The sequence below is a fragment of the Bordetella saccharivorans genome (assembly GCF_045862855.1).
GTDB lineage: Bacteria > Pseudomonadota > Gammaproteobacteria > Burkholderiales > Burkholderiaceae_B > Bordetella_A > Bordetella_A petrii_F.
Map to the genome: position 1 here is coordinate 2,357,361 of NZ_BAAFZO010000001.1, position 18,808 is coordinate 2,376,168.

General features: G+C 69.5%; 20 protein-coding genes. 8 read left to right on the forward strand and 12 right to left on the reverse strand.

Annotated features, from left to right (window positions below; genetic code table 11):
* Window positions 1-84 precede the first annotated feature (84 nt).
* On the forward strand, window positions 85-1,251 hold the full coding sequence (locus ACKTT0_RS11300; RefSeq protein WP_407849997.1) for a mandelate racemase/muconate lactonizing enzyme family protein: 1,167 nt from the start codon (window positions 85-87) through the stop codon (window positions 1,249-1,251).
* Between the two features lie 9 nt (window positions 1,252-1,260).
* Here ACKTT0_RS11300 and ACKTT0_RS11305 read toward each other — a convergent pair whose 3' ends face one another.
* Genes ACKTT0_RS11305 through ACKTT0_RS11320 form a run of 4 tightly spaced genes read right to left on the reverse strand, consistent with a single transcriptional unit; the run spans window position 1,261 to window position 4,204 of the window.
* Complete coding sequence (locus ACKTT0_RS11305; RefSeq protein WP_407849998.1) at window positions 1,261-2,019, reverse strand: LamB/YcsF family protein; 759 nt, start codon at window positions 2,017-2,019, stop codon at window positions 1,261-1,263.
* Window positions 2,016-3,032 carry a 5-oxoprolinase subunit C family protein gene (locus tag ACKTT0_RS11310; protein ID WP_407849999.1) on the reverse strand — a complete coding sequence of 339 codons (1,017 nt, stop codon included), beginning with the start codon at window positions 3,030-3,032 and terminating at the stop codon, window positions 2,016-2,018. The genes ACKTT0_RS11305 and ACKTT0_RS11310 overlap by 4 nt, the downstream gene beginning before the upstream one ends.
* Window positions 3,029-3,751 (reverse strand): 5-oxoprolinase subunit PxpB, encoded by a 723-nt coding sequence (gene pxpB / locus ACKTT0_RS11315; RefSeq protein WP_407850000.1) that lies wholly within the window; start codon window positions 3,749-3,751, stop codon window positions 3,029-3,031. Before pxpB ends, ACKTT0_RS11310 begins: the two co-directional genes overlap by 4 nt.
* Before the next feature lie 21 nt (window positions 3,752-3,772).
* Window positions 3,773-4,204, reverse strand: a complete 432-nt coding sequence (locus tag ACKTT0_RS11320; protein WP_028355129.1) for a VOC family protein — start codon at window positions 4,202-4,204, stop codon at window positions 3,773-3,775.
* A 143-nt stretch (window positions 4,205-4,347) separates the two neighbouring features.
* On the opposite strand from ACKTT0_RS11320, the gene ACKTT0_RS11325 reads away from it, so the two are divergent.
* Entirely contained in the window at window positions 4,348-5,235 is an 888-nt protein-coding gene (locus ACKTT0_RS11325) for a LysR family transcriptional regulator (protein ID WP_407850001.1), read from the forward strand.
* On the opposite strand, the gene serA is transcribed toward ACKTT0_RS11325, so the two are convergent.
* The 3 genes from serA to phoB all read right to left on the reverse strand — a co-directional run bounded on the left by serA (window position 5,210) and on the right by phoB (window position 8,515).
* Entirely contained in the window at window positions 5,210-6,409 is a 1,200-nt protein-coding gene (serA, locus tag ACKTT0_RS11330; protein WP_407850002.1) for a phosphoglycerate dehydrogenase, read from the reverse strand. The genes ACKTT0_RS11325 and serA overlap by 26 nt on opposite strands.
* A gap of 96 nt (window positions 6,410-6,505) precedes the next feature.
* The gene (phoR, locus tag ACKTT0_RS11335) at window positions 6,506-7,804 is read right to left on the reverse strand and encodes a phosphate regulon sensor histidine kinase PhoR (protein WP_407850003.1); all 1,299 of its coding nucleotides are present in this window, start codon (window positions 7,802-7,804) and stop codon (window positions 6,506-6,508) included.
* A gap of 12 nt (window positions 7,805-7,816) precedes the next feature.
* The gene (gene phoB / locus ACKTT0_RS11340) at window positions 7,817-8,515 is read right to left on the reverse strand and encodes a phosphate regulon transcriptional regulator PhoB (protein WP_407850004.1); all 699 of its coding nucleotides are present in this window, start codon (window positions 8,513-8,515) and stop codon (window positions 7,817-7,819) included.
* Between the two features lie 282 nt (window positions 8,516-8,797).
* Between phoB and ubiE the strand changes: the two genes are divergently transcribed.
* The 5 genes from ubiE (at window position 8,798) to ACKTT0_RS11365 (ending at window position 14,162) form a co-directional block, all read left to right on the forward strand.
* Complete coding sequence (ubiE, locus tag ACKTT0_RS11345) at window positions 8,798-9,559, forward strand: bifunctional demethylmenaquinone methyltransferase/2-methoxy-6-polyprenyl-1,4-benzoquinol methylase UbiE (protein ID WP_407850005.1); 762 nt, start codon at window positions 8,798-8,800, stop codon at window positions 9,557-9,559.
* Between the two features lie 182 nt (window positions 9,560-9,741).
* On the forward strand, window positions 9,742-10,740 hold the full coding sequence (locus tag ACKTT0_RS11350; RefSeq protein ID WP_407850006.1) for a Tim44 domain-containing protein: 999 nt from the start codon (window positions 9,742-9,744) through the stop codon (window positions 10,738-10,740).
* 163 nt (window positions 10,741-10,903) lie between these two features.
* The gene (locus tag ACKTT0_RS11355) at window positions 10,904-11,542 is read left to right on the forward strand and encodes a ubiquinone biosynthesis accessory factor UbiJ (RefSeq protein WP_407850007.1); all 639 of its coding nucleotides are present in this window, start codon (window positions 10,904-10,906) and stop codon (window positions 11,540-11,542) included.
* A gap of 4 nt (window positions 11,543-11,546) precedes the next feature.
* A complete protein-coding gene (gene ubiB / locus ACKTT0_RS11360) occupies window positions 11,547-13,100 on the forward strand; it encodes a ubiquinone biosynthesis regulatory protein kinase UbiB (RefSeq protein ID WP_407852417.1) in 1,554 nt (517 codons plus the stop codon).
* A gap of 177 nt (window positions 13,101-13,277) precedes the next feature.
* Window positions 13,278-14,162: a ferritin-like domain-containing protein gene (locus ACKTT0_RS11365; protein ID WP_407850008.1), complete on the forward strand. Its 885-nt coding sequence runs from the start codon at window positions 13,278-13,280 to the stop codon at window positions 14,160-14,162.
* A 13-nt stretch (window positions 14,163-14,175) separates the two neighbouring features.
* On the opposite strand, the gene ACKTT0_RS11370 is transcribed toward ACKTT0_RS11365, so the two are convergent.
* The 3 genes from ACKTT0_RS11370 to ACKTT0_RS11380 all read right to left on the reverse strand — a co-directional run bounded on the left by ACKTT0_RS11370 (window position 14,176) and on the right by ACKTT0_RS11380 (window position 16,174).
* Window positions 14,176-14,589, reverse strand: coding sequence for an OsmC family protein (locus ACKTT0_RS11370; protein ID WP_407850009.1), 414 nt, complete (start codon window positions 14,587-14,589; stop codon window positions 14,176-14,178).
* 32 nt (window positions 14,590-14,621) lie between these two features.
* On the reverse strand, window positions 14,622-15,485 hold the full coding sequence (locus ACKTT0_RS11375; RefSeq protein WP_407852418.1) for an NAD(P)-dependent oxidoreductase: 864 nt from the start codon (window positions 15,483-15,485) through the stop codon (window positions 14,622-14,624).
* A 107-nt stretch (window positions 15,486-15,592) separates the two neighbouring features.
* The gene (locus tag ACKTT0_RS11380; RefSeq protein ID WP_407850010.1) at window positions 15,593-16,174 is read right to left on the reverse strand and encodes a TetR/AcrR family transcriptional regulator; all 582 of its coding nucleotides are present in this window, start codon (window positions 16,172-16,174) and stop codon (window positions 15,593-15,595) included.
* A gap of 97 nt (window positions 16,175-16,271) precedes the next feature.
* Here ACKTT0_RS11380 and ACKTT0_RS11385 point away from each other — a divergent pair, with 97 nt between their 5' ends.
* Window positions 16,272-16,757, forward strand: a complete 486-nt coding sequence (locus ACKTT0_RS11385; protein WP_407850011.1) for an adenylyltransferase/cytidyltransferase family protein — start codon at window positions 16,272-16,274, stop codon at window positions 16,755-16,757.
* On the opposite strand, the gene ACKTT0_RS11390 is transcribed toward ACKTT0_RS11385, so the two are convergent.
* Together ACKTT0_RS11390 and ACKTT0_RS11395 are read right to left on the reverse strand one after the other, a co-directional pair.
* Entirely contained in the window at window positions 16,754-18,082 is a 1,329-nt protein-coding gene (locus ACKTT0_RS11390; protein ID WP_407850012.1) for a TolC family outer membrane protein, read from the reverse strand. The two genes, ACKTT0_RS11385 and ACKTT0_RS11390, sit on opposite strands and share 4 nt — an antisense overlap.
* Window positions 18,083-18,092: 10 nt before the next feature.
* On the reverse strand, window positions 18,093-18,773 hold the full coding sequence (locus tag ACKTT0_RS11395) for a protein-L-isoaspartate O-methyltransferase family protein (RefSeq protein WP_407850013.1): 681 nt from the start codon (window positions 18,771-18,773) through the stop codon (window positions 18,093-18,095).
* Window positions 18,774-18,808: the final 35 nt, after the last annotated feature.

An 18,808-nucleotide genomic window follows, 5' to 3' on the forward strand; every position in this document is an offset into this window, starting at 1 on the left:
TGAAGGCAGAAAAAAACGGCATTGGGCAAGCCCGCCGCACGGCTCCGATAATACGCCGCATCATTCCCCGCGCTGGAGCCCGCCATGAAAATCGTCGACATCCGCGAATCGACGCGCCCCATACAGTCCAACATCCGCAACGCCTACATCGATTTTTCCAAGATGACACTGAGCCTGGTGGCGGTGGTGACCGATGTCGTGCGCGACGGCAGGCCGGTGGTGGGCTACGGCTTCAATTCGAACGGCCGCTATGGACAGGGCGGGCTGATCCGCGAGCGCTTCGCCCCGCGCGTGCTGGCCGCCGATCCCGCCAGCCTGCGCGACGACGCGCGCGACAACCTCGACCCGCACAAGATCTGGGCCGCCATGATGACCAACGAGAAGCCGGGCGGCCACGGCGAGCGTTCCGTGGCGGTCGGCACCATCGACATGGCGGTATGGGACGCGGTGGCCAAGATCGAAGGCAAGCCGCTGTACCAGCTGCTGGCCGAGCGCTACGGCGACGGCCAGGCCAGGCGCGAGGTGTTCGTCTATGCCGCCGGCGGCTATTACTGGCCGGGACAGGGCCTGGACGGCCTGCGCCGCGAGATGCAGAGCTACCTGGACCGCGGCTATTCCGTGGTCAAGAAGAAGATCGGCGGCGCCTCGCTGGCCGAGGATTGCGCGCGCATCGAGGCCGTGCTGAAGCTGCTGGGGCCGGGGCAGCGCCTGGCGGTCGACGCCAACGGCCGCTTCGACCTGCCGACGGCCATTGCCTATGCCAAGGCGCTGTCGCAATACGACCTGTTCTGGTACGAAGAGGCGGGCGATCCGCTCGACTATGCCCTGCAGGCCGAGCTGGCCAACCACTACGCCGGCCCGATGGCCACCGGCGAAAACCTGTTCTCCATGCAGGACGCGCGCAACCTGGTCCGCTACGGCGGCATGCGGCCCGACCGCGACTGGCTGCAGTTCGACTGCGCATTGAGCTACGGGCTGGTCGAGTACCTGCGCACCCTGGACATGCTCAAGGACCATGGCTGGTCCGCCAGCCGCTGCATCCCGCACGGCGGCCACCAGATGTCGCTGGCCATCGCGGCGGGGCTGGGGCTGGGCGGCAACGAGTCGTATCCCGACCTGTTCCAGCCCTATGGCGGCTTTCCGGATGGCGTGCAGGTGCGCGACAGCATCGTGACCCTGCCGGAACTGCCGGGCATCGGCTTCGAGGGCAAAGCCGACCTGTACGCCGAAATGCGCGCGCTGGCGGCGTAGCGGCGGGCCTCAGGGCGCGCGCACGGCGATGCCGGCGTCGCGCAGCGCATCGCGCAGGCCCTGCGCGAACACCAGCGCGTTGGGCTGGTCGCCGTGGATGCACAGGGTATCGGCGCGCACCGGCACTGCGTGGCCGTTGACCGAGCGCACCATGCCGTCGCGCACCATGCCCAGCACCTGGGCCACCGCCGCGTCGAGGTCCTCGATCATGGCACCGGGCTGGCTGCGCGGCGTCAGCGAACCGTCGTCCTGGTAGGAGCGGTCGGCAAACACTTCATGGGCGGCACGCAGCCCCAGCTCCTGCGCGGCGCTCACCAACTGGCTGCCGGCCAGCCCGTACAGCACCAGGCTGCCGTCCACGTCGCGCACGGCGCGGCAGATGGCCTGCGCCAGGGCGGCGTCCTTGGCGGCCATGTTGTACAGGGCGCCGTGCGCCTTGACGTGGTGCAGGCGGGCGCCCTGCGCCGCGGCCACGGCCGCCAGCGCGCCGACCTGGTAGACCACCATGTCATAGGCTTCCTGCGGCGTGATCTGCATGGGGCGCCGCCCGAAGCCGACCAGGTCGGGCAGGCTGGGATGCGCGCCCACCGCCACGCCGCGCGCCTGCGCCGCCGCGACGGTCTGGCGCATCGTCGACGGATCGCCGCCATGGAAGCCGCAGGCCACGTTGGCCGAGCTGACGAACTGCAGCACGGCCGCGTCGTTGCCCATGTGCCAGGCGCCATAGCTTTCGCCCATGTCGCAATTGAGATCAATGGCGGTACTCACGGCGGGTCTCCTCCGGCAGGCAGCAGGGCGCGCAAGGGATGCAGCGCGCTCTGCAATTGAATGAATGCTTCCTCGCGCTCGGCATCGAGCCGCTGCGCCTCGTCCAGCCCGACCGGGGCGAAGCGCACGGTCTGGCCAGGCCGGCGCTGCGCCAGCGCGGGCAGGTCGACGGTGATCACCTGGGCAATCTTGGGATAACCGCCGGTGGTCTGGCGATCCGCCATCAGCACGATGGCCTCGCCGCCGGCCGGCACCTGCACCGTACCGTAGCTGGCTGCCTCGGAAAGGATCTGGCGCGGCGCCGTCATGGCCAGGGGCGGGCCTTCCAGACGGTAGCCCATGCGGTCGGATTGGGCGCTGATGCGGAATTCGGCATGCAGCAGGGCGTGGCGCGAGGCGGCGTCGAATTCTTCCCAGTGTACGCCCGGCAGCACTCGCAGATTGGCGCGCGCGCGGCCCGCCAGACTGGCGGGCAGGTAGGCGCGCACTTGCCACAGTGCCTCGGCCAGGCGCGCCAGCGCGGCCGGGTCGCCGGGCAGCGGGGCGTGCAACCCGATCGAGTCGCCCCTGGCCAGCGCGCGCCCGGCGTGGCCGCCGAACCCGCCGCGCAGGTAGGTGCTGGCGCTGCCCATGACCGGCGTGAGCGCATAGCCGCCATGCACCGCCAGATAAGCGCGCAGGCCGGCCTCGGGCGCGGCCGCGCCGAATGCCAACACATCGCCGGCGCGCGCCACCAGCGGGCGATGGCACGGCGCCGCGGCGCCGTTCAAGGTGGCGCCCAGGTCGGCCCCGGCAATAGCGAAGCAGGCCGGCGCCTCGAAGCGCAGCATCGGTCCGGCCAGGGTGATCTCGAGCGTGGCGTGGTCGGCGTCATTGCCGGCCAGCAGGTTGGCCAGGCGGTGGGCCCGCTCGTCCATGGCGCCGCAGACCGGCACGCCCAGGTGCTGGCTGCCGGTGCGGCCGCCGTCCTGGAAGGTGGACAGCAGGCCCGGCTTGAGGACGGTCAGGCTCATTGCGCGACCTCGCGCTGCCGGCGGAACTCGTCGGCGTCGATCGGTACGAAGCGCACCCGGTCGCCCGGCTGCAGCAGGGCGGCCGGCTGGCGCGCCGGGTCGAACATCACCAGCGGCGTGGCCCCGATGATGTTCCAGCCGCCCGGCGACTGGCTGGGATAGATCATGCTCTGGCGGTTGGCCACCGCCACCGAGCCGGCCGGCACGGCGGTGCGCGGCGAAGCGCGGCGTGGAATGTTCAGGCGTTCGTCGTGCACGCCCAAGTAGGCCGCCCCGGGCGCGAAGCCCAGCATGAACACCAGGTTGCCGGGCTGTCCGTGCAGCGCCACGACTTCCTGGGTGGAAACGCCGGCATGGCGCGCCACGTCTTCCAGGTCCGGGCCGTGTTCGCCGCCATAGCACACCGGGATATCGACCTCGCGCCCCGCCAGGGCGTCGGGCGCGACGCCGCGCGCCAGGATCTGTTCGATCTGCTCGACCCGCTGCGCATAGCGCGGGCCGTGCCGGCCGTCGGGCCGGTAATGCACTGCCACCGCCACGAACGAGGGCACGACGTCGGTGACGCCGGGCAGCCGCGCCTCGCGCAGCAAGCGCGCCGCGGCCAGGCACAGCCGGCCGGTGTGGATATCGATGCCGTCGCCGAAGTAGACGAGCAGGCAGCGGTCGCCTTGCGGCTGGATGCGCCAGGCGACCGTGGCGCGGGGGGCGTTATCGTTCAACGGCGCGGCAGCCTCCGTGGCTTACTTGGCGAACAGGGAATCCAGGTTCTTGAACGACTTGAATTCCAGCGCGTTGCCCGACGGATCCAGGAAGAACATGGTGGCCTGTTCGCCGACTTCGCCCTTGAAGCGGACGTACGGCTCGATGACGAACTTGGTGCCCGCCTCGGTCAGCTTGCTGGCCAGCGCCTCCCAGTCCTGCATGGGCAGCACGGCGCCGAAGTGGCGCACCGGCACGTCGTGGGAATCGACCGAGCTGGTGGACTTGTGGCCGCACTCATCGGGCGACAGGTGGGCGACGATCTGGTGGCCGTAGAAATTGAAATCGACCCACTCATCGGAGCTGCGGCCCTCGGGACAGCCCAGCAGTTCGCCGTAGAACTTGCGGGCCTCGGCCAGGTCGCGGACGGGGAAGGCCAGGTGGAAGGGGGGCAGGGTGGCTTGTGCGGTCATGGAATGCTCCGGATTCGGCAAGAGTAAAACAAAACGCCCGGCTCCGCCGGCGGCGGGGCCTGGTTGCTTGCTTATCATTCTAGTGATTGTTTTTTTGATCGAAAAACGATATTTTTTTGCCCTGAGCATCGAAAAAATCGATTGTGATACGCGAATTCAAGACCTTTATCGCGGTCGCGCGCGACGGCACGTTTACCGGCGCGGGCCGCCAGTTGGGGCTGACCCAGTCCGCCGTCAGCGCGCAGATGCGCCGCCTGGAAGATTACCTGGGCGTCGCGCTGTTCGAGCGCACCGGCAAGTCGGCGGCCCTGAACGCGGCCGGCCGCGAAATGCTGCCGCAGGCCGAGGAGCTGGTCGCCATGGCCGAGCGCATGGTCAGCACCGCCGGGGCCGGCCACGTCAGCGGCCTGCTGCGCGTCGGCGCCATCGCGTCGGTGCAGCAGGCCGCGCTGGTGGCCGCGCTGGCGGATTTCCGCGACACTTTCCCCGATGTGCGGGTGCGCGTCGTGCCGGGCGTGTCGCTGTCGCTGCTGGGCCAGGTCGATGCCGGCGAGATCGACCTCGCCGTGCTGATCCGCCCGCCGTTCGCGCTGCCGCCGGAACTGGCATGGCGCCCCTTGTTGCGCGAGCCGGTGGTGCTGGCCGCGCCGACCGGACTGCCGCCGCAGTCCTGGCGCGAGCTGCTGGCCGGCCAGCCGTTCATCCGCTATGACCGCTCCTCGTTCGGCGGGCGCCTGGTGGACCTGTTCCTGAAGAAGCAGCGCATCGCCGTGCGCGAGGCCGTCGAACTGGACGAAATGGACGCCATTGCCAACCTGGTGCGGCGCGGGCTCGGCGTGGCGCTGCTGCCGCATACGCGGCAGCTCGATCCCCGCGGCCTGCGCCTGTACGACCTGGGCGAGGCCGGCTTCGACCGGGAGATCGGCCTGGTGGCCCGCCTGCCGCACGACCCGGCCACGCCGGCCGGGCATCTTGCGGACTGCCTGGCGCGCGCGGCCGGGACGCCTACAGCAGGTCGCAGCGCACCGTGACCGGGTGGGCGCGCAGCGCCGCCATCACGGTATCGCTCACTTCGCCGTCCACGTCGGTGACCACGTAGCCGATCTGGCCGCGTGTCTGCAGGCTCTGGCTGACGATGTTCAGGCCCTGCTCGGCCAGCAGGTTGTCCAGCGCGCCCAGCGCGCCGGGGGCGTTGCGGTGCACGTGCAGGATGCGGGCCGCGCCGGCGCGTTCCAGGTAGGGCAGTTCGGGGAAGTTGACCGCGCTCTTGGTGGTGCCCGCCTGCAGGAAGCGCACCAGCTTCTCGGCCACTTCGCGGCCGATGTTCTCCTGCGATTCCTGCGTGCTGCCGCCGATGTGCGGCGTGAGCAGCACATTGGGCAGGCCGATCAGCGGGCTGGCCAACGGTTCGTCGACGCCTTTGGGCTCGGTCGGGAAGACGTCCAGCGCGGCGCCGGCCAGGTGGCCGGAAGTCAGCGCCGCGTGCAGCGCCGCGATGTCGACCACGGTGCCGCGCGAGGCATTGATGAGAATGGCGCCGCGCTTCATCTGCTTGAGGGCGACGGCATCGATGAGGTTCTCGGTGCTCTTGCCGCCGGGCACGTGCAGCGTGACCACGTCGGCTTGTCCGAGCAGCTCGGCCAGCGAGCCGGCCGCGCGCGCGTTGCCTAGCGGCAGCTTGGCCTCGACGTCGTGGAAGACCACGCGCATGCCGATGCTCTCGGCCAGGGTGCTGATCTGCGAGCCGATGTTGCCGTAGCCCACGATGCCGAGCGTCTTGCCGCGCGTCTCGAAGGCGCCGGCGGCCGACTTGTCCCAGTGGCCCAGGTGCACGCGCGTGTTTTTCTCGGGGATGCGCCGCAGCAGCAGGATGGTCTCGCCCAGCACCAGTTCGGCCACCGAGCGGGTGTTCGAGAACGGTGCGTTGAAGACCGGAATGCCGCGCTGCATGGCATTGTTCAGGTCGACCTGGTTGGTGCCGATGCAGAAGCAGCCCACCACGCGCAGGTCGGGCGCGGCGCCCAGCAGTTCGGCATCCAGGTGTGTGCGCGAGCGGATCCCCGCCACCTGCGCGCCGCGCAGGGCCTCGCGCAACTCGGCCGGCGGCAGCGCGGACGCATGCGTGGCGATGTCGGTGTAGCCGGCCGCCGCGAAGACTTCGCGCGCGCTGGGATGGATATTCTCGAACAGGACGATTTGGGCCATGACTGCTGCAACAGGGAAGGGTGGAGGAAAAGCCTGCCCCTATTGTGGCGCAGTTTGGCGCGCCGATCGCCAGAGGCCATTCGGCCGGTGTGGCGATCAGGCGGACACGATGCGTTCGGCCGGGAACTGCAGTGAAAAGGTGCTGCCCTTGCCCACTTCGCTGGCGATCAGCAGTTCGGCGTCGTGGCGGATGGCGATGTGCTTGGTGATGGCCAGGCCCAGGCCGGTGCCGCCGGCGGCGCGCGAGCGGCCCCGGTCGACGCGGTAGAAGCGCTCGGTCAGGCGCGGCAGGTGCAGCGCGGCGATGCCGATGCCGGTATCCTGCACGCTGAAGCAGGCGCCGCCATCGGCGGCGCTGCGCCAGCGTACGGTGATCGAGCCGCCGTCCGGGGTATAGCGCACCGCGTTGGTCAGCAGGTTCGACACGGCCGAGGCCAGCTCGGTCTCGGCGCCCAGCACGTCGAGCGATTCGTCGATATGCCAGGTGAAGCTGTGGCGTCCGGCCGACAGCGCCTCGATCTGCTGGCGGGAGGTCTGCAGCAGGGCCGGCAGATTGACCGCGCGCGGGTCCGAGCCGGGCGAGGACTCCAGCGTGGACAGCGTCAACAGGTCCTCGACGATGGCCTGCATGCGCTGGGCCTGCTCGTGCATCATGGTCAGGTACTGCTCGCGCTGCTCGCTGCTGAGCGCCTCCGCCGGCATGTCGCGCAGGGTCTCGAGAAAACCGGCCAGCACGGTCAGCGGCGTGCGCAGCTCGTGCGAGACATTGGCCACGAAGTCGCGTCGCGTGGTCTCGAGCTTCTCGATCTGGGTGACATCGCGCGAGATCAGCAGCCGGCGATTGCTGGCATAGGCCGCCAGGTGCATCATCATGACGCGTTCCTGGCCGCCGTGCGCCAGGCGCACCAGGATGGGCTCGGGCCAATCGTCGCGATGCGCATAGGCGACGAATTCCGGCGCGCGCAGCAGGTTCAGCAGGTTGTGGCCGCGGTCGGCCGGCAGGCTCAGCCCCAGGTGGTGGCGCGCCATGCGGTTACACCACTCGATCTGGAAGTCCTCGTTCAGCGTCACCACGCCGTCGGGCAGCGCCTGCGCGGCGGCCAGCATGCCCTGCATGGTGCCGCGCGTCTCGGCCAGCTCGCGCGCGCGGGCCCGCGTGTAGCGGTACAGCGGCGCCAGGATGTCGTCCCAGGGGCCGACCGAGGCGGGCGGCGAAGTCTCGGGGTGGTGGGCCCAGTGCGACACCGCGCGCAGCCGCCAGCTGCGCCAGAACAGCATCACCAGCAAGGCGGCGCAGAAGACCACCCAGCCGGCCGGATCGCCGACCAGCCATTGGGCAAGCAGGGCCATGATCGCCCACAGGGCGACCAGGAAGAAAGTGCGCAGCCAGATCATCGTGGCGATGTTTTACCGTGTCGGCAGCTGTGCGGTAAACCGGTAGCCGCTGCCGCGCACGGTTTCCACATGCGCGTCGTGGCCGGTGGGCTCCAGGGCCTTGCGCAGGCGGCGGATGTGCACATCGACGGTGCGTTCTTCGACGAACACGTGATCGCCCCAGACCTGGTCCAGCAATTGCGAGCGCGAGAACACGCGCTCGGGGTGGGTCATGAAGAAGTGCAGCAGGCGGAATTCGGTCGGGCCGATCGACAGCGACTGGTCGTTGCCGGACAGGCGGTGAGTGACCGGGTCGAGCTTGAGGCCGCTGACATCGATGATGTCGTCGGTCAGCTGGGGCGCGCGGCGGCGCAGCACGGCCTTGATGCGCGCCATCAGCTCCTTGGGCGAGAACGGCTTGGTGATGTAGTCGTCGGCCCCGGCCTCCAGGCCGTCGACCTTGTCCTGCTCGGCGCCCTTGGCGGTCAGCATGATGACCGGCACGGCGCGGGTGCGCTCGTCGTCGCGCAGCTTGCGGGCCAGCGTCAGGCCGGAGGTGCCGGGCAGCATCCAGTCGAGCAGGATCAGGTCGGGCAGCTCGGCGCGGATGAGCGTCTGCGCCTGCTCGGCGTCGAAGGCACGCAAGACTTTATGGCCGGCGAACGACAGATTGACGGCGATCAGTTCCTGGATGGCGGGTTCGTCTTCGACGACGAGAATGGTGCTGGACATGGCGGCGTGGAATCGGGGCGGTGAGCGCCGTGCGGCGCGAACATTGCGATAGTATGGCCGGAATATTTCAGGTATGTGACCGAGGGCGGATGGTTCCGGGTTCTTGACGCGTCGGCGGGCGGGACCCTGCGCTTCCTCGCGCAGGTGTCAGACACCCCTTGCGCACCGTCCTGCCTGGCGGGATGACGCACAAGGGGTGTCTGACACCTATTCCCCAGGCGCCGCCCGTACGTCCGCGCTGCCTCGATCGGCTACCATTGAGCCATATATTGGGATCCGACCATGCAAAACCCCGCTTCTTCTTCCGATTCGTCCACCACCCATTTCGGCTTTCAGTCTGTCCCTGAAAGCGAGAAGGCCCGCAAGGTGGCGGAGGTTTTTCATTCGGTGGCTTCGCGCTACGACGTCATGAACGACCTGATGTCGGGCGGCCTGCATCGCGCCTGGAAGGCTTTCACCATTGGCCGGGCCGCGATCCGGCCGGGCATGAAGGTGCTGGACATCGCCGGCGGCACGGGCGACTTGGCGCGGGCTTTCGCCCGCCGCGCCGGGCCGACGGGCGAGGTCTGGCTGACCGACATCAACGATTCCATGCTGCGGGTCGGCCGCGACCGGCTGACGGACGCCGGCCTGCTGCTGCCCACCGCGGTCTGCGACGCCGAGCACCTGCCTTTTCCCAGCGGCCACTTCGACCGGGTCAGCGTGGCGTTCGGGCTGCGCAACATGACGCACAAGGACCGCGCGCTGGCCGAAATGACCCGGGTGCTCAAGCCCGGCGGCAAGCTGCTGGTGCTGGAGTTCTCCCGGGTGGCCAAGCCCCTGGCGCCCGCCTACGACTGGTACTCCTTCAACGTGCTGCCCTGGCTGGGCAAGAAAGTGGCCGGCGACGAGGCCAGCTACCGCTACCTGGCCGAGTCCATCCGCATGCATCCCGACCAGGACACCCTGGCCGACATGATGCGCATCGCCGGCCTGGAGCGCGTGCAGTACTTCAACCTGACGGCCGGCGTGGTTGCCCTGCACGAGGGCGTGCGGCTGGCCTGAGCGCCGCCGCGGGGGCGTCGGGGCGCCTGGCGGGGAACTTGTCGCCCGCCGGCTTGTCCGTTATTCTTCAAGTGTTCAGTTTTTTGTAAGAAAACCCCGACCAAGAAAAAATGCCGGCGCCTCGCGGGGGCCGGCGGCGGCGGCCAGCCGGCCGGCGCCATGCGCTCTAGGAGTCACACAATATGTCCCGATCCGGATTCACCCGGCTGTTTGCCGCCGCCTTGATCGCCGTCGCCGGCACCGCCATGCTGGCGGTGTCCTTCGACGCCGAGGCGCGTCGCATGGGCGGGGGCAGCAGCATTGGCCGCCAGTCCACCAACATCACCCAGCAGCGCCAGGCTGTCACGCCGTCCACGGCTACCACCACCAACCGCAGCACGGCGCCGGCCACCGGCGCCGCCGCCGGCACCGCCGCGGCGGGCACGGCCGCCAAGAGCGGCATGTCGCGCTGGCTGGGCCCCATCGCCGGCATCGCCGCGGGCCTGGGCATCGCCGCCCTGCTGTCGCACCTGGGCCTGTCCGGCGCTTTTGCCGAGTTCCTGTCCAGCATGCTGCTGATCGCGCTGGTGGTGTTTGCCGTGATGTTCATCGTGCGCCGCCTGCGCGGCGCCGGCCCGCGCCACGCCACCCAGGGCGCCTATGGCCCCGGCGCGGCCCGTGAAGCCAGCCAGCAGCAGTCCCAATCGACCTGGCGCCAGGCCATGCAGCCGTCCGCCGCTCCGGCGCCCGCAACCGCCCCGGCCGCGGCATCGGCCGCCGCCCCGCTGTCCGCCGCCGGCGCCGCCGACAACTGGTACATCCCTGGCGACTTCAACACCACCGAGTTCCTCAAGCACGCCAAGGACCAATTCGTGCGCATCCAGGCCATCTGGGACAGCGGCGACACCGACCGCCTGCGCGAATTCCTTACCGACGACCTGATCGCCGAGCTCAAGCAGCAACTGGCCGAGCGCGGTGCCACGCCGAACAAGACCGAAGTGGTGCTGCTCAACGCCGAACTGCTGGGCATCGAGACCGTCTCCGACGGCCACCTGGCCAGCGTCCGGTTCTCCGGCATGCTGCGCGAGGCGCCGGGCACCGAGGCCTTCCGTTTCGAGGAAGTCTGGAACCTGTTCAAGCCCGAGCAAGGCGGCTGGCTGCTGGCCGGCATCCAGCAGATCCCGGTCGAATACGCCAGCTGACGGGCCGCCGGGCGCCCCGCGCGTCCGGCCAGCCCGGGCGCGCGGCCCGCTGCGCGGGCGGCGCGCCGCTGCGCTTTCAGGGTGAAAGCGCCTCAACCCGGTAAACTCCGGGTTTGTCCTTTTTTCCGGTCGGGCTTGCCACGCGCCAGTCCGGCAAGCGTCGATGCTGCCCTTCTCCATTTTGCCCACTCCGCCGCGGCTGGCCGTGCGCGCGCTGAATACGCTGCTGGCGCGTGAAGCCTGGGCGCGCGAGCGCCTGGCGCGCCATGCCGGCAAGACGGTGCGCTTCGTCACCGGCGGTTTCACGGCAGGGCTGGCCATCGACAGCGAAGGGTATGCCGGCCTGGCCGACGCCGCCGTGGTGCCCGACGTCACCCTGACGGTCGACCTGGCCAGGCTCAACCCGCTGCGCTTGCTGTCCGGCCAGGACAAGCCCGACATGGCCGAGGCCACCCATATCGAGGGCGACGCCGCCCTGGCGCGGGTGGTGGCCGACCTGGCGGCCGACCTGCGCTGGGATGCCGAGGACGACCTGGCGCGCCTGGTCGGCGACATCCCCGCCGCGCGGCTGGTGGCCGGCCTGCGCGCCGCCGGCGAAGGCGCGCGCGGCGCGGCCGGGCGGCTGGGCCGGAACCTGTCCGAATACCTGTCTGAAGAACGGCCCGTGCTGGCCGGCGCGCCGCTGCTGGCGCAGTGGCGCCAGGACCTGGCCGACCTGGCCGCGCAGAACGAAGCGCTGGCGCGCGCCGCCGAGGCCCTGGATGCGCGCCTGGCGCGCCTGGCCGCGCGACGGGGCGCCTGACGCCATGCCGAGCCTGCTGCGCGTACTCCGTATCCTGTATGTGTCGTTCCGGTTCGGCCTGGACGACTTGGTGCTGTCCAGCCTGAATCATCCGCTGGCCTCGGCCCTGCGCTGGCTGATCCGGCTCGGCATGCGGCCGCGCGCGCCGCGCGGCTTGCGGCTGCGCCGGGCGCTGGAGTCGCTCGGCCCCATTTTCGTGAAATTCGGCCAGGTGCTGTCGACCCGCCGCGACCTCATCCCCGCCGATATCGCCGATGAACTGGCGCTGTTGCAGGACCGTGTCCCGCCGTTTCCGTCCGCCCAGGCGGCCGCCTGCATCGAGGCGGCGCTGGGCGCGCCTCCCGCGCAGCTGTTCGCGCAGTTCGACGTCGATCCGGTGGCGTCGGCCTCCATTGCCCAGGTGCATTTTGCCGTCCTGCATGACGGCCGCGAGGTGGCGGTCAAGGTGCTGCGTCCCGGCATGCGGCAGGCCATCGAGCGCGACCTGGCGCTGTTGCGCATCGTGGCGGGCATCGTCGAGCGCGCCGGCGCGGATGGCCGCCGCCTGAAGCCGCGCGAGGTGGTGGCCGAATTCGACAATTACCTGCACGACGAGCTCGACCTGGTGCGCGAGGCGTCCAATTGCAGCCAGTTGCGGCGCAATTTCGACGCGGCCTCGGGGCGCGGCGACATGCTGATCGTGCCCGAAGTCATCTGGGAATACACGGCCTCTACCGTATTCACCATGCAGCGCATGTATGGCATTCCGGTGGGGCAGGTCGACCGCCTGCGTGCCGCCGGCATCGACATTCCCAAGCTGGCGCGCAGCGGCGTGGATATCTTCTTCACCCAGGTGTTTTCCGACGGCTTCTTCCATGCCGACATGCATCCGGGCAATATCTATGTGTCCGACCGCCCCGAGACGCTGGGGCGCTATATCGCCCTGGACTTCGGCATCGTCGGCTCGCTGTCCGAATTCGACAAGAACTACCTGGCGCAGAATTTCCTGGCCTTCTTCCACCGCGACTATCGCCGCGTGGCGCAACTGCACATCGAATCGGGCTGGGTGCCGCCCGATACGCGCGAAGAGGAGCTCGAAGGCGCCGTGCGCGCCGTCTGCGAACCGTATTTCGACCGCCCGCTGGCCGAGATCTCGCTCGGGCAGGTCCTGCTGCGGCTGTTCCAGACCTCGCGCCGCTTCAATGTCGAGATCCAGCCGCAACTGGTGCTGCTGCAGAAGACCCTGCTGAACGTCGAGGGGCTGGGGCGCCAGCTCGATCCCAACCTGGATCTCTGGAAGACCGCCAAGCCTTACCTGGAAAACTGGATGCGGCAGCGCATGGGCCTGGACGGTCTGCGCAAGGCCCTGGCCAAGGAAGCCACGCAGTGGTCGCAGACCCTGCCGGCCCTGCCGAGGCTGCTGCACGAGCGGCTCAGCCGGCCCGATCCGGCGCCGGCGCTGCTGCTCGAAATGACCCGCCTGCGCAAAGCGCAGGAACAGGGCAACCGCCTGCTGGCCGCGCTGACGGCCGTGCTGGCGGTGGCCGTGGGCGTGGCTCTGTGGGCGCTGACCCGCTGATGCAGCCGCGTTCCTGTCGTCGCGCCACGTTTGTCATGAATTCGTCACCGGATTGTCATGACAGTTTCGTACGGGGCGGCGATAAATAACCCTGCGCAAACCACGCGCGCGGTCCGGGCCGTGCATGCACGGCACTTCTCTTTACCAAGCCCCATGCGGGACCAACAAGGGCACACCATGCTTTATCCTGAACTCTTCAAGACCATGGAAGCCGTGCGCTGGAACATGGCGAGCGATATACCCTGGGACGACTTCGACCGCAGCAAGCTTTCGGACGAGCAGGCATATACCATCAAGATGAATGCCATCACCGAATGGGCGGCGCTGCCTGCCACCGAGATGTTCCTGCGCGACAACCGCGACGACAGCGATTTCTGCGCATTCATGTCGGTGTGGTTCTTCGAAGAGCAGAAGCATGCGCTGGTGCTGATCGAGTACCTGCGCCGCTTCTGCCCCGACCTGGCGCCGACCGAGGAAGAGCTGCACAAGGTGCGCTTCGAATTCGATCCCGCGCCCGAGCTCGAGACGCTGATGCTGCACTTCTGCGGCGAAATCCGGCTCAACCATTGGTACCGGCGCGCCGCCGAATGGCATACCGAGCCGGTCATCAAGGCCATCTACCAGACCATCTCGCGCGACGAGGCGCGCCACGCCGGCGCGTACCTGCAGTACATGCGCCGCGCGCTGCACGACCGCGGCCAGCGCATCAGCGAGCAGGCGCGCCTGGCGTTCTCGAAGATCGGCGTGCTGATGGCCTCGGCCAGCCGCACCTCGCAGGCCATGCATCCCACCAACCTGCACGTCAACAAGGCGCTGTTCCCCAACGACACGGTGCAGTCGCGCCTGCCCGAGCCGGGCTGGCTGGAGCACTGGCTGGACACGCAGATCCGCTTCGATGGCGTGTGGGAGCAGAAGGTGGCCAGCCGCATTCTCCACATCCTGTCCACGTTGATGGACCGCAGCTTCGAAAGCGTCAAGGACCTGAACCGCTATCGCAAGGAAATGGCCAGCCTGGTGAGGCCGGCGGGGCAGCCGGAGCTGATCGTGCCGGCCGGCGCGTGAGCCCGCGCCGGCTTCAGCCTTCCTGGGCCAGCAGCACCGTCGCCCGCGGCCCCAGCGCCCTCAGGTAGGGGCATAGTCGCCGCGCCCGGTCGGCCAGCGCCCGGGCATCCTCCGGCGCGCGCCCAGGCAGGCTCACGCGCAGCACCACGCCCAGCTCGAAGCGCCGTTCGGCGGTGGCATATAGCGCGGCTTCGGCCCGCACCGCCGACTCGCCGCCGGCGATGCGGCCCAGCGTGGCATGGAACCCCGCCGCGCAGGCCGCCGCGAAGACCTGCAGCGGCGCGATCCGGTTGTCGTCGCCGGCCGTGGCCTGGCCGGCCGCCAGCAGGTCCAGGTCCAGCAGGCCGTCCGCGCCTTGCACGTGGGCATGGCGCGCATCGCGGGTCGAGACCGCGTCGGCCGCGTCCAGGCGGAAGTGGGCTCGCATGGCGCATTCCTCGTGTCGCGTGCCGGCGCGGCTCAGGCCAGGTGCGAGGCCGCCATGTCCTTGTCCCCGTGGCCGGCCGCCTGCGCCCGCTGGAACCGCTGCAGGCCGGCGGCCGCGCCGTCCAGTGTGATGCCGGCCTGTGCCGCGGCCTCGACGATCAGTTGCGAGTCCTTCAGCGCGTTGGTCACCGAGAAGCTGGGGGTGTAGTCGCCGCCCAGCATGGCGGCCGACTTGCCCTGGAAGTAGCCGTTGTCCAGCGGGCCGCCGCTCACGGCTTCGATTACCAGCGCCGGGTCGACGCCCAGGCCCTTGGCCAGCGCCAGGCTTTCGGCCACGCCATGCGTCAGCGCGAACACCCAGTGATTCAGCGCCAGCTTCAGCCGGCTGCTGGCGCCGCTGTGGTCGGATACCCAGATGGTGCGCTTGCCGATCGCGTCGAACGCCGGCTGGACAGTCGCGCGCGCGGCCGCCGGCCCGGCCGCCAGGATGATCAACTGGCCTTGCTCGGCGGGCTGGCGGGTGCCCAGGACCGGCGCGTCGTAGAACACCAGGCCCAGGTCGCGGGCCTGCGCGGCCAGCTGGTCGATCTCGGCGATGCCGACCGTGCTGAGCTGCAGCCACACGGCGCCGGGCGCCAGCCCCGGCGCAGCGGCCTGCATGGCCTGGCGCACCGCCACGCCGTCGTTGAGCGCAGTCAGCACCAGGGCGGCGCCGCGCACCGCCTCCGCCGGCGTGTCGCAGGGCTGCACGCCATCCGCGGCCAGGGCTTGCGCCTTGGCCGCGGTGCGGTTCCAGGCGCGCACCGTGAAACCATGCTTGCGCAGGTTGCGCGCCACCGGCGCGCCGATGATGCCCGTGCCCAGCACGGCGATGGTCCGCTCGTTCGACATGAGAATGCTCCTGTGAGGTAACGCGCTGCGCCGCCACGGCGCCGCACGGTTTTGGACTGATCAGTCCAGAATTGGCAAAAAGAAACGCGCCCAACGGCGCGGCGGGCCTGCCATTACAGATTGCTCATGGCGACCTCGACGATATCGTGCAGGCGCTGGCGCCGGTGGCGGCGCGCGCTGCCCTTGCCCAGCACCCGCAGGCCCTGGATGGTGCACAGCAGGAAACTGGCGAGCGCGCGGGGCGCCTGGCGGGCGGCGATCTCGCCGCTTTGCTGGCCCTCGCGCAGCGCCGCTTCCAGTGCGTTTTCCAGGCGCTGGAAATTCTGGCCGGTCAGTTCCGCCACTGCTTCGTCGCGGCCGGCCAGCTCGATCGCCGCATTGACCGCCATGCAGCCGCGCCGCAGCGGGTTGCCGAGTTCGTCCTCGACGATACGCGCTAGCAGTTGGCGGATGCGGTCCTTGACGGGGCCGGGCCCGGCCAGCAGGGCGACATTGGCCGCCGTGAACGCCTGGTAGCGCTGCAGGGCGCGCTGGTACAGGCCGTGCTTGCTGTCGAAGGCGTTGTACAGGCTGCTGCGCGCCAGGCCGGTGCCCTCGACCAGGTCTTGCACCGATGTCGCCGCATAGCCGCGCTGCCAGAATACCTGCAGAGCGGCGTCGGCCACGTCGTCGGGTTCGAAATCCTTGGGGCGCATGGCGAAAGCTATTTTGGAATGATCGTTCCCAAACTGTAGCCGCCGCGCCGCGCGTGTGTCAAGCCGCGCGCCGCGCGGGGGACGTACAATCCGGCACATGCCCGCCGCCCGCTTCGAATCCAAAATCCTGTCCCGCGACGCCGTCGCCGTCGCCATTGCCCAGGGCAAGCTGCCCCGGCCGCTGGTGTTCACCAATGGGGTCTTCGACATCCTGCATCGTGGCCATGCCACCTACCTGGACCAGGCCGCGCAGTTGGGCGCCACGCTGGTAGTGGCCATCAATACCGACGATTCGGTGCGCCGCCTGGGCAAGGGCGCCGACCGGCCGCTCAACGGCCAGGACGACCGCGCCGCGCTGCTGGCGGCGCTGGGCTGCGTCAGCGCGGTCACCATGTTCCACGAAGACACGCCGGTGGAAATCATCGGCGAACTGCGTCCCGACCTGATCGTCAAGGGCGGCGACTACGACATGGAAACCCTGCCGGAAACCGCCCTGGTCAAGAGCTGGGGCGGCCGCGCCGTGGCCATACCGTTCGAATTCCAGCGTTCCACGACGACGCTGGTGAAGAAAATCCGCGGTTAGTCCGGCAGCCGCAACAGCCGGTTGATGGCCTCCAGGTCGGCCTCGGCCAGGATGCCGCCGGCCGCCTTGAGCCGCAGCCCGTCGAGCAGGGTGCGGTAGCGCGCCTGCGCCAGGTCGCGCTGGGTGGCGTACAGCTGCTGCTGCGCATTGAGCACGTCCAGGTTGATCCGCACGCCGAGTTCGTAGCCGGTCTGGTTGGCCTGGACCGCCGCGCGGCTGGATTGCTCGCCGGCCTCCAGCGCGCGGATGCGCGCCAGCCCGGCCACCACGCCGGTGTAGTACTGGCGCGCCGACTGCACCGCCTGCCGGCGCGCGGCTTCGTAGTCCTTGCGCGCTTTTTGTTCGAGCTGGACTTTTTCTGTTACCTGGGAGGAGACCCCGCCGCCGGAATAGATCGGCACGGACAAGACCAGCCCGATTGTGTTGTCGACCGCCCGGCCGCCCGCGCTGTCGCGGTTGTTGCCATCGGCGTTGCCGCTGGTGGCGCGCAGGCTCAGGGTGGGGTAGTGGCCGCTGCGGGCGATCTGGATGTCGCGCGAGGCGATGCGGGTCTGCAATTGCGCCCGCGCCACTTCCAGGCTGGCGGCCTCGGCCTGGGTGGCCCAGTCGCTCAGGCGGGCCGGCTGCGGCGGCGGCAGGGGCAAGTCGCGCGGCAGTTCGGCCAGCGCGCCGGGCGGTTCGCCGATGATCTTGGCGAGCTGGTCGCGCAGCACGACCAGGGTGTTTTCCTGCAGCAGCGCCTGGGCGACCACCAGGTCGTAGCGCGACTGCGCTTCGTAGGTGTCGGCGATGGTGGCGTTGCCGAGCTCGAAGTTGCGCTTGGCGGATTCGAGCTGCGCGGCCACGGCGGCTTTTTCGCCTTCGGTGGCGGTCAGGGTGTCCTGGGCGGCCAGCACATTGAAATAGGCGTCGGCCACGCGCAGGATCAGGTCCTGGTAGGCCTGTTGCAACTGCAGTTCGGCATCGGCTACCCCCAGCTTGGCCTGCTCGTACTGCTGCCAGCGCGACCAGTCGTACAGGGGCTGGGTCAGGACCAGGTCCCAGGTGCCGCGGGTGCCGTCGCGGCTGCGCGACGAGAAGCTGCGCGTGGCGCGGGTTTCTTCGTACCGGCCGCCGAGTTCGGCGCTGACGGCCGGCAGCAGGCCGGCGCGGGCCTGGGGCAGTTGCTCGATGGAGGCGCGATAGGACGCGCGCGCGGCGGCGTAGGTGGGGTCCTTGGCGAGGGCGTCGCGCCAGATCTGCACCAGGTCCTGGGCCTGGGCCGCCGCGGCGCACCAGGCCCCCAGCGCCAGGACCAGCGTAGCCGCAAGTGGTCTGGCGCGCATGCCAGCCAGGTCAGAACCTGAACTGCGACACCGTGGCGCCGCGCAGCGGTTTGACGACCGTTTCGAACAGATTGACGGTTTCGAAGCTGGCGGCGGTGGTGCGGGTGATGCGACAGGCGGTCATGATGGGGGCCTGGCCCACGATGACGACCAGGCGGCCGCCGACGCGCAACTGGTACTTGAGGGCATCGGGCACGACGGGCACCGAGCCGGTGACCAGGATGGCGTCGTATTCGGTGGTGCCCCAGCCGTTGCGGCCGTCGCCGGTCTCGACCTTGACGTTGGTGACGTTGTTCATCTGCAGGTTCTGCTGCGCGAACGCCACCAGGCGGTTGTCGATCTCGACCGAGGTGACCTGCTGGGCCAGGTGGGCCAGCAGCGCGGCCTGGTAGCCCGAGCCGGTGCCGATCTCGAGCACGCAGTCGGTGGGGGTGAGCTGCAGTTCCTGGGCCAGGCGGGCCTCGACCTTGGGCGCCAGCATGTTCTGGCGGGTGTCGACGGCATTGATTTCCAGCGGGATTTCCAGGTCGGAGAACGCCAGCGCGCGCATCGCCGGCGGCACGAATTGTTCGCGGCGCACCGCGAACAGGGCGTCGAGCACCTTTTGGTCGAGCACCTCCCAGGGGCGGATTTGCTGCTCCACCATGTTGAAACGGGCTTTTTCTACGTCGGGCAGGGTCGAAGCGTTCATGACGGCAAAGAGGAAATCAGGAAGAACCAACCGGA

Bases quoted from the DNA above. Each gene is read 5' to 3' on its own strand.
- ACKTT0_RS11365 (WP_407850008.1), top strand. From the start codon at position 13,278: ATGCTTTATCCTGAACTCTTCAAGACCATGGAAGCCGTGCGCTGGAAC.
- ACKTT0_RS11350 (WP_407850006.1), top strand. From the start codon at position 9,742: ATGTCCCGATCCGGATTCACCCGGCTGTTTGCCGCCGCCTTGATCGCC.
- phoR (WP_407850003.1), bottom strand. From the start codon at position 7,804: ATGATCTGGCTGCGCACTTTCTTCCTGGTCGCCCTGTGGGCGATCATG.
- ACKTT0_RS11320 (WP_028355129.1), bottom strand. From the start codon at position 4,204: ATGACCGCACAAGCCACCCTGCCCCCCTTCCACCTGGCCTTCCCCGTC.
- ACKTT0_RS11355 (WP_407850007.1), top strand. From the start codon at position 10,904: ATGCTGCCCTTCTCCATTTTGCCCACTCCGCCGCGGCTGGCCGTGCGC.
- ACKTT0_RS11385 (WP_407850011.1), top strand. From the start codon at position 16,272: ATGCCCGCCGCCCGCTTCGAATCCAAAATCCTGTCCCGCGACGCCGTC.
- ACKTT0_RS11310 (WP_407849999.1), bottom strand. From the start codon at position 3,032: ATGAGCCTGACCGTCCTCAAGCCGGGCCTGCTGTCCACCTTCCAGGAC.
- ACKTT0_RS11380 (WP_407850010.1), bottom strand. From the start codon at position 16,174: ATGCGCCCCAAGGATTTCGAACCCGACGACGTGGCCGACGCCGCTCTG.
- ACKTT0_RS11395 (WP_407850013.1), bottom strand. From the start codon at position 18,773: ATGAACGCTTCGACCCTGCCCGACGTAGAAAAAGCCCGTTTCAACATG.
- ACKTT0_RS11370 (WP_407850009.1), bottom strand. From the start codon at position 14,589: ATGCGAGCCCACTTCCGCCTGGACGCGGCCGACGCGGTCTCGACCCGC.
- phoB (WP_407850004.1), bottom strand. From the start codon at position 8,515: ATGTCCAGCACCATTCTCGTCGTCGAAGACGAACCCGCCATCCAGGAA.
- ACKTT0_RS11300 (WP_407849997.1), top strand. From the start codon at position 85: ATGAAAATCGTCGACATCCGCGAATCGACGCGCCCCATACAGTCCAAC.
- ubiE (WP_407850005.1), top strand. From the start codon at position 8,798: ATGCAAAACCCCGCTTCTTCTTCCGATTCGTCCACCACCCATTTCGGC.
- serA (WP_407850002.1), bottom strand. From the start codon at position 6,409: ATGGCCCAAATCGTCCTGTTCGAGAATATCCATCCCAGCGCGCGCGAA.
- ACKTT0_RS11390 (WP_407850012.1), bottom strand. From the start codon at position 18,082: ATGCGCGCCAGACCACTTGCGGCTACGCTGGTCCTGGCGCTGGGGGCC.
- ubiB (WP_407852417.1), top strand. From the start codon at position 11,547: ATGCCGAGCCTGCTGCGCGTACTCCGTATCCTGTATGTGTCGTTCCGG.